The sequence below is a fragment of the Bradyrhizobium uaiense genome (assembly GCF_010811875.1).
GTDB lineage: Bacteria > Pseudomonadota > Alphaproteobacteria > Rhizobiales > Xanthobacteraceae > Bradyrhizobium > Bradyrhizobium uaiense.
Genome location: NZ_VKHP01000118.1, coordinates 19,177 through 27,390, shown reverse-complemented (window position 1 = coordinate 27,390; position 8,214 = coordinate 19,177). Strand labels below are relative to the sequence as shown.

The window sequence follows — 8,214 nt, the reverse complement described above, 5'->3', positions numbered from 1 at the left end:
AGTTAAGGGAGTCCGGCCGTCGACGTCTCCGGGACCATGAAACCCGTTTGACGCTGCCGACCCTGCGCGTTACGACACGCCATGTCCTTCAATACCTTCGGCCATATGTTCCGCGTCACGACCTTCGGCGAGAGCCACGGGGTCGCGATCGGCTGCGTCGTGGACGGCTGCCCGCCGATGATCCCTCTGACCGTGGAGGAGATCCAGCACGACCTCGATCGCCGCCGGCCCGGCCAGTCGCGCTTCACCACCCAGCGCCAGGAGCCGGATGCGGTGAAGATCCTGTCCGGCGTGATGGCGCATCCGGAAAGCGGCGTCCAGGTCACGACCGGCACGCCGATCGCGCTCTTGATCGAGAACACCGATCAGCGCTCGAAGGACTATTCCGAGATCAAGGACAAATTCCGCCCCGGTCATGCCGACTTCACCTATGAGGCGAAATACGGCCTGCGCGACTACCGCGGCGGCGGACGATCCTCCGCGCGCGAGACCGCAACCCGTGTCGCGGCCGGCGCGATCGCGCGCAAGGTCCTGCCCGAGGTGAAGGTGCGCGGCGCGCTGGTGCAGATGGGCCCGCACAAGATCGACCGCGAGAAGTGGGACTGGGACGAGATCGCCAACAACCCGTTCTTCTGTCCTGACAAGGACAAGGCGGCGTTCTTCGAGAGCTATCTCGACGGCATCAGGAAGAGCGGCTCCTCGATCGGCGCCGTCATCGAAGTTGTCGCCGAAGGTGTGCCGGCCGGGCTCGGCGCACCGATCTACGCCAAGCTCGACAGCGATCTGGCGTCGGCGATGATGAGCATCAACGCGGTCAAGGGCGTCGAGATCGGCGCCGGCTTCGGCGCCGCCGAGCTCACCGGCGAAGAGAACGCCGACGAGATGCGGACCGGCAACAACGGAACGCGCTTCCTCTCCAACCATGCCGGCGGCGTGCTCGGCGGCATCTCGACCGGCCAGCCGGTGGTGGTGCGCTTTGCGGTCAAGCCGACATCGTCGATCCTGACCACGCGCCGCACCGTCGACCGCAAGGGCGCCGACACCGACATCCTGACCAAGGGCCGCCACGACCCCTGCGTCGGCATCCGCGCGGTGCCGGTCGGGGAAGCCATGATGGCCTGCGTTTTGGCAGATCATTTTCTGCGCGACCGCGGGCAGACCGGGCGCTGATCCCCTATATAGTGGCGGTCGCCAGACCGCCCTCGGGGAATGCCATGAACGTGTCGGAGCTTCGGGACATCATCGAATGGATGATCGGTGGCGCGCGATCGGCGCCGACGCCGCCGCAAATGATGGCGGAGTGCTGCGAGCGTCTGCTGCGGGCCGGCCTGCCGCTGTGGCGGATCGGCGTCTTCGTGCGCACGCTGCATCCCGAGATCTACGGCCGGCATTTCTTCTGGAGGCCGGGTGCCGAGGTCGAAACCGGCACCGTCGCTCACAACATCCTCGAGTCCCCGGAATATGCCGTCAGTCCGCTGTCGATCGTCTTCAAGCAGGGCGTCGAGGTGCGCGCGCGGCTTGACGACCCTGCCAGCAAGCGCTTTCCCATTGTCGTGGACCTGCAGGCCGAGGGCGTCACCGACTATATCGCGGTGCCACTGGTTTATACCGATGGCCTCGTCAATGCGTCGAGCTGGACCACCAGGCAGCCGGGCGGCTTCACCGAGGAGCAACTCGACGCGATCCGCTCGATCACCGTGCCGCTGGCGCGCTACATCGAAATCGTCACGCTGCGCCGCACCGCCTCGCTGCTGCTCGATACTTACGTCGGCAACCGTGCCGGCGAGCGTATCATGGGCGGCCAGATCAGGCGCGGCCACGCCGACACGATGGATGCCGCGATCTGGCTGTCCGACCTGCGCGGCTTCACCGCATTGTCGGACCGCCTGCCGGCCGAGATGGTCGTCGAGATACTCAACCTCTACTTCGACTGCCAGGTCACCGCCATCCGCGACCATGGCGGCGAGGTGCTCAAATTCATGGGCGATGGCCTGCTCGCGGTGTTTCCGGTCGACGAATATCTCGGCGACGAGGTGCAGGTCTGCTCGCGGGTGCTGGAGGCCGCGCGCGCATCCCGCGCCGGGGTCGAGGCGCTGCAATTTTCCAATGGTGACGCGGTCGAGCGCTTCCGCTTCGGCGTCGCGCTGCATCTCGGGCGCGTGCTCTATGGCAATATCGGCGGCGGCAATCGGCTCGACTTCACCTGCATCGGTCCGGCGGTCAATCTCGCGGCGCGGCTCGAGAAGATCGCGGGCCGTCTCGGCCGCACGGTCGTCGCCTCCGAGCGCTTCGCCGGCATCCACGACGGCGGCTGGAGCGATCTCGGAGAGTTTCCGATCGCGGGATTTGCCAAGGCCGAACGGGTCTACGGCCTGTTCGACGAGGCGCCGGTCGCGGCTGCTGGTTGACGGCGGCGGGTGGTGACTGACACTGACGCGCAGCACCGCACCGGGATCGCGCTGGTCGTTGCGGCCGCAGCGGCCTGGAGCACCGCGCCGTTCTTCACCCGGCTGCTGCACTTCGATTCCTGGACCATCCTGTTCTGGCGCGGGCTGTTCGGCGGCGGCGCGATCGTGCTGTTCCTGGTCGCGACGCAGGGCCGGCGCGGCGTGCGCGATCTCGTCGCGATGCCCGCGAGCGGATGGCTGGTGGCCGGCCTCTCGACCTTCGGCATGGTGACGTTCATCCCGGCGCTGCAGCTGACCAGCGTCGCCAATGTCGCGATCCTGATCGCGATGCAGCCGTTCGTGGCGGCCGCGATCGCCTGGCTTTGGCTGCGCGAGCGGGCGCGGCGCGGCACATTGCTGGCAAGCCTCGTCGCGCTCGCGGGTGTGGCCATCACCGTCAGCGGCGCCGTCGGCATCACGGATTACAGGGGCATCGGCCTTGCCTGCGTGATGGTGCTCGCGATCTCCCTGATGACGGTGGTGATCCGACGACACAGGGGCACGCCGATGATCGCCGCCGCGGCGCTCTCGAACTTTCTCGGCAGCGCCGTCAGCTTGCCGTTGGGGCAGGGCATCGGCGCGGTCAGCGGCGCCGATCTCGGTGTGCTCGCGATGTTCGGGGCATGCCAGGTGGGGCTTGGTCTCACCCTGTTCACGGTCGGCTCCAGATTGCTGCCGTCCGCGCAGGCCTCGCTGATCGCAACTCTCGAAACGCCGCTGATGCCGTTCTGGGTGTGGCTGGCGTTTGCTGAAGTGCCGTCGCTGCGCGCCCTCGTTGGCGGCGCGCTGGTGATGGGTGCAGTCGTCGCCGACATTGCGATCAGCCAGCGCGTCGAGCCGGCGCGGCGGTGATGCCTGCTACTCTTCCGGCTCGGTCGTGAACAGCAGCGGATAGCCCTTGGCGCGGCCGGCGTCGGTGGCGCGCGTCGCCTTGGTCTCGGCGACGTCCCTGGTGAAGACGGCGACCACGCAGACGCCGCGCTGGTGAGCGGTCAGCATCACCTTGTAGGCCTGATCGTCGGTCATGCGGAATTCACCCTTCAGCACGGTGACGACGAATTCGCGCGGCGTGTAGTCGTCGTTGACCAGGATCACCTTGTGCAGGCGCGGCCGCTCGACCTTGGTCTTCGTCCTGGTTTTCGGCTTGACGACCGTATCGGGCATCGCCCGGCACTCCCTCGCGATTGCCCCGTAAGAATACCGTCTTCCGTCGTGTGTTGGAACCGTTCGATTTGCACGGCGTCATTGCGGCAACGGCACGGCGCGTGTTGCCGCATTCGCGGCACGCGCGTCTAACCTCGACGCGTCTAACTTGAATGTGAAGGACAGATGATATCAGCGCTTTTCGCCGCGTGATTTGCGTGTCACCATGACAGGCACACGACGGGAGGGCCGCAATGCGCTGGTATGTCTCGATCGGAGCGGTGCTTGTCGCGGGCATGTTGGCCAGCGGCGATGTGGCCGGTGTTGCCGCGCCCGGCCCGGGAACACAGACTGGCCGGCTGGCTGAAAAGGAATCCACGCCGAGCGTCGACATCGAGTTGATCATCGCGGTCGACGTCTCCTATTCGATGGACATGGACGAGCTCGCGATCCAGCGCGAGGGCTACGCTCAGGCAATCGTTTCCAAGGATTTCCTGCAGGCGCTGAAGGCCGGGCCGAACGGCAAGATCTCGGTCACCTATTTCGAATGGGCCGCCTCCAACGACCAGAAGGTCATCATTCCCTGGCGCGTGATCGACGGCCCCGAATCCGCCGATGCGGTCTCTGCCGAGATCATGAAGACGCCGGTGCGGCGCGCTTCGCGCACTTCGATTTCGGGTGCGATCTATTTCGCGATCCCGATGTTCGACGAGAACCCGCATCGCGGCCTGCGCCGCGTGATCGATATTTCCGGCGACGGACCCAACAATAACGGTACGCCGATCACGCCTGCGCGCGATGCGGCCCTCGACAGGGGCATCGTCATCAACGGCCTGCCGATCATGGTGAAGGAGCCGTCCTACTCGACGATGGATATCGAAAATCTCGACTACTATTACGAGGACTGCGTGATCGGCGGACCCGGCTCCTTCGTGGTGACGATCAAGGATCGCGAGAAATTCAAGGAGGCGATCCGCACCAAGCTGCTGCTCGAAGTCGCCGGCCGAACCCCCGAGCGCCCGATCGTGCGAACCGACGAGAAGGAGCCGCGGGTCAGTTGCACGATCGGCGAGAAGATCTGGCAGGATCGCTGGGGACGATGATCCTCCTGTAGGGTGGATTAGCCGAAGGCGTAATCCACCATTCGCTCTGCGAAGGCGCGGCGGGTTACGCTTCGCTACCCGCCCTACAAATATCCCGAACGTCGCTCTCGAGGTCGCGCAGTGCCTGCAACGCTGCCGCGTGTTCGCTGGCCCCGATCTGCCGCCAGACCTCGGCGACGCGCCCGGCGAGATCGCGAACCGTCACCGGAGAATTCGACGCCTGCGCCAGCGCACCCTTCTCGTTGATCAGGTATTGCCCGTTCAGCGCGAACAGCACCTGCGCGATGCAGGCCAGCGCGCGATAGGCGCAGCCGGCGATGTGTGTACTGTCGCCACGTGGCACGGCAAGTGCGGCATTCTCGATGCTGAACAGGATTTCCCATTGAAAGCGTCGCACCAGGGCATCGCGCAGGGCCGGCGGGTAGGGCGCGGTTCTCGCCTTCTGTGCCGCGACGAGACCGTCGGGATCATGCAGGACACGGCACAGTGCGACCTCGCCCATCCAGATTGCCGAGCAGAAGCCGTGCGGATGGCCCGGCTGGTAGTGCATGCTGATGTCGCCGCTCCGGCAGGCGTCGATCACATCGGTGACCTCATCGATGCTGCGATAGAGCAGGTCGACCTTGCGGCCGTCGATCCGGAGCCAGGCGCCGCCGACGATCCAGGGCCCCCATTCGCCGACCGGCGTCACATGCATGGCAGAGGGATCATCGACCAGGCCCGTCACCGCGTCGCGCAGCCGATCGATTTCGAGTGCGGCGCCGTCCCTGTAGTAGAGGCCGAGATCATAGTCGGAGGTGTCATGTGCCGTGCCGCGCGCCCGCGAGCCGCCGAGCACGATGGCGGCGACACCGGGCACGGTGGCGAGGACGGGAATGATGCGTGCGAGCAGCGGATCATCGGTCATGATGCGCAGATTATAGCGAGACCGCCGCGTGCCGCGATAGCCGCCGCGTCGTCTCAGCGGGCGAACCGCGCCACCAGTTCGACATGCGGAGTGTGGCGGAACTGATCGACCGGCGTGACATCAGAAATCTTGTAGCCGCCATCGATCAGGATTTTCGCGTCGCGCGCAAACGTCGCTGCGTTGCAGGACACTGCAACGATCACCGGCACCTTGCTCGCCGCAAGCTGGGTGACCTGCGCCTGCGCGCCTTGCCGGGGCGGATCGAACACCACGGCGTCATAGTCGCGCAATTCCTGCGGCATCAGGGGACGGCGGAACAGGTCGCGCGCCTCGGCCTTGAGCGGCTTCAGCCCCGGCGTCGTTTGTGCGGCCTTTTGCAGCGCCGCGATCGCGCCGGCGTCGTTGTCGAAGGCCGCGATCCGCGCCTTCTCCGCGAGGCGAAGCGCGAACGGGCCGACGCCGCAAAACAGATCGGCGATGTGCTTGGCGCGTCCGCAACGCTCGCGAGCCAATGCGGCAAGCGTCTCCTCGCCCTTGACTGTTGCCTGCAGGAACGAGCCCGGCGGCAGCACGACCTTCGCCTTGCCGATCGCAATCTCGGGAGAGGCGCGCTGCAGCACCAACTCGCCGTGTCGTGTCAGCCGCGCCAGTCGGTGTTTCTCCGCGACGCGGGACAAAGTGCTGATCAGTCTCGTCGGCAGCTCGCCGGAGCCGCGCGCCTCGTCTGGGCGCGCGTGGGGGGCCGCGTTCACGTCCGCGTCGGGCGGCGTGCCGCGCGCGAGTCGGGCCTCGGCACCGGCGCAGGCGGCTTCAAGGGCGCCGCCGCGCGCGGGATCGATGCTCGGACAGCTATCGCCCGGGCCGATGTCGTGCGAGCCGACGGCGGCGAAGCCGCCATTGAGGCCCTCATGGGCGCCGATCCGTCCGTGCAATGTGATGCGGCGGCGGCCCACGCCATGGGCGCCGAGCAGCGGTGCGACGTCGGCAGCGATCTTCGCCTGCGCCAGCGTCTCGACCACGATGTTGCGTTTCCAGGCATGATAGCTTGCGTCATTCCAGTGCTGGATCGCGCAGCCGCCACAGACGCCGAAATGCGGGCAGAACGGCGTGATCCGCTCGGGGCTCTCCTGCGTCACCCGGACCAACCGCCGCCGGTCGGGATGGTGACCGGGCACGTCTTCGACCTCGACGGTTTCGCCGGCTAGCGTGTAGGGCACGAAGATCGGCTGCGTGCCGTCGGTCGCGACGCCGTCGCCGCGATGGCCGACATGGTCGATGGTGAGCAGCTCAGCCACGGCGCGCGCCGAGGAAGAATTCGATATTGCCGTCGCCACCGGTGATCGATGACGGGAACACCTGAATGTCGGTGCAGCCGAGCGAGGCGGCAAAGGCTGCGATATCGTCGCAGATTTCCTGGTGCACCATCGCGTTGCGGATGACGCCGCGCTTGGAATGTTTGCGCGCTGCCTCGAACTGCGGCTTGATCAGTGCGAGCAGATGCATCGGTGCGGCCGCCAGCGACAGCGCCACCGGCAGCACCAGCTTCAGCGAGATGAAGCTGACGTCGATCACCACGACGTCGGGCCGCGCCGGCAGGCGCTTGCCCTCGAAGTTCCTGATGTCGGTCTCCTCCATGGAGACGATCTTCGAATGCCCTTGCAGCGAGGGATGCAGCTGGCCGTGGCCGACATCGATGGCAAACACGAGGCTCGCACCATTGGCGAGCAGCACTTCGGTGAAGCCGCCGGTCGAGGCGCCGACATCGAGACAGACATGGCCCTCGACGTCGATCGGATAATGCTCGAGCGCACCGGCGAGCTTGACGCCGCCGCGCGAGACATAGGGATGCGCCGGTTCAGCGGTGAGCACGGCGCCGGACGCGACGATCTCGGACGCCTTCGCAATTGGCTTGCCGTCGGCGGTCACGAGGCCGGCGTCGATGGCGGCGCGCGCGCGCGCCCGGCTTTCGAACAGGCCGCGTTCGACTAGCAGCACGTCGATGCGCTTGCCGGCCGACGCGTCGTTGTCGTTGTCGCCCGCCTTGGTCACTTGACGCCCTGCCGGCGCTGCGCCGCGGCGAGCCGCACGCAAGCCTCGAACGAGGTGAGGTCGTGCCAGAGGTCGGCCGCCGGCTCTCGTGGGGTCACCAGCGGACTGCCGTGCAGATCGAGCGCGTGCATCATCATCAGATTGTCCGGCAATCCAAACTCTTCCACCGTCAGCCCCTCCGCGTCGATCAGGCGTCCGTCGGATGCCGGTACGACCTGGCTGAGCCGCGCCACGCGATTGGCGTAGGACGTGGGATCGTTCGAATAGGCGAGGCACAGTTTGCCGCGACCCGCCATGTAGCCGAGTTCGTAGACCGTGCCTGCGTCGGCACTGGGGCCGCGAAACGGCGTCAAATTGGCGATGATGGCGTCGGCAGACTCCATCATCGCCTCGTTGCTTTTGAAGATGGTGAGTGAGGCGCCGGCGGCTGTGGGATCGATGCTGTTGTCGAGCGGATACAGCCCGGTCAGCCCGTGATAGGCACAAACCTCCGCCTTGCGGCGGCCGATTTCCACGGCATCCGGCAGGAACACGTCAGGACCTGCCAGATAGATCTTCATGGACT

Annotated in this window: 9 protein-coding genes; 4 read left to right on the top strand and 5 right to left on the bottom strand. The window is 66.4% G+C overall.

Features of this window, described 5'->3' with window-relative positions; genetic code table 11:
- Window positions 1-81: 81 nt before the first annotated feature.
- Genes aroC through FNJ47_RS25595 form a run of 3 tightly spaced genes read left to right on the top strand, consistent with a single transcriptional unit; the run spans window position 82 to window position 3,299 of the window.
- A complete protein-coding gene (gene aroC, locus FNJ47_RS25605) occupies window positions 82-1,170 on the top strand; it encodes a chorismate synthase (RefSeq protein WP_024580648.1) in 1,089 nt (362 codons plus the stop codon).
- 44 nt (window positions 1,171-1,214) lie between these two features.
- Entirely contained in the window at window positions 1,215-2,408 is a 1,194-nt protein-coding gene (locus FNJ47_RS25600) for an adenylate/guanylate cyclase domain-containing protein (RefSeq protein ID WP_163158076.1), read from the top strand.
- Between the two features lie 12 nt (window positions 2,409-2,420).
- Window positions 2,421-3,299, top strand: a complete 879-nt coding sequence (locus FNJ47_RS25595; protein ID WP_163158075.1) for an EamA family transporter — start codon at window positions 2,421-2,423, stop codon at window positions 3,297-3,299.
- A gap of 6 nt (window positions 3,300-3,305) precedes the next feature.
- Here the strand turns inward: FNJ47_RS25595 and clpS are convergent, their stop codons facing one another.
- Window positions 3,306-3,611: an ATP-dependent Clp protease adapter ClpS gene (clpS, locus tag FNJ47_RS25590; protein WP_021076758.1), complete on the bottom strand. Its 306-nt coding sequence runs from the start codon at window positions 3,609-3,611 to the stop codon at window positions 3,306-3,308.
- Between the two features lie 233 nt (window positions 3,612-3,844).
- Here clpS and FNJ47_RS25585 point away from each other — a divergent pair, with 233 nt between their 5' ends.
- Window positions 3,845-4,693: a DUF1194 domain-containing protein gene (locus tag FNJ47_RS25585; RefSeq protein WP_163158074.1), complete on the top strand. Its 849-nt coding sequence runs from the start codon at window positions 3,845-3,847 to the stop codon at window positions 4,691-4,693.
- A gap of 64 nt (window positions 4,694-4,757) precedes the next feature.
- Here FNJ47_RS25585 and FNJ47_RS25580 read toward each other — a convergent pair whose 3' ends face one another.
- Genes FNJ47_RS25580 through FNJ47_RS25565 form a run of 4 tightly spaced genes read right to left on the bottom strand, consistent with a single transcriptional unit; the run spans window position 4,758 to window position 8,209 of the window.
- Window positions 4,758-5,600 (bottom strand): nucleotidyltransferase domain-containing protein, encoded by an 843-nt coding sequence (locus FNJ47_RS25580; RefSeq protein ID WP_163158073.1) that lies wholly within the window; start codon window positions 5,598-5,600, stop codon window positions 4,758-4,760.
- A gap of 53 nt (window positions 5,601-5,653) precedes the next feature.
- Window positions 5,654-6,895: a methyltransferase gene (locus tag FNJ47_RS25575; protein ID WP_163158072.1), complete on the bottom strand. Its 1,242-nt coding sequence runs from the start codon at window positions 6,893-6,895 to the stop codon at window positions 5,654-5,656.
- Window positions 6,888-7,649 carry a TlyA family rRNA (cytidine-2'-O)-methyltransferase gene (locus FNJ47_RS25570; RefSeq protein WP_163158071.1) on the bottom strand — a complete coding sequence of 254 codons (762 nt, stop codon included), beginning with the start codon at window positions 7,647-7,649 and terminating at the stop codon, window positions 6,888-6,890. The genes FNJ47_RS25575 and FNJ47_RS25570 overlap by 8 nt, the downstream gene beginning before the upstream one ends.
- A complete protein-coding gene (locus tag FNJ47_RS25565) occupies window positions 7,646-8,209 on the bottom strand; it encodes a nucleoside 2-deoxyribosyltransferase (RefSeq protein ID WP_163158070.1) in 564 nt (187 codons plus the stop codon). Before FNJ47_RS25565 ends, FNJ47_RS25570 begins: the two co-directional genes overlap by 4 nt.
- Window positions 8,210-8,214: the final 5 nt, after the last annotated feature.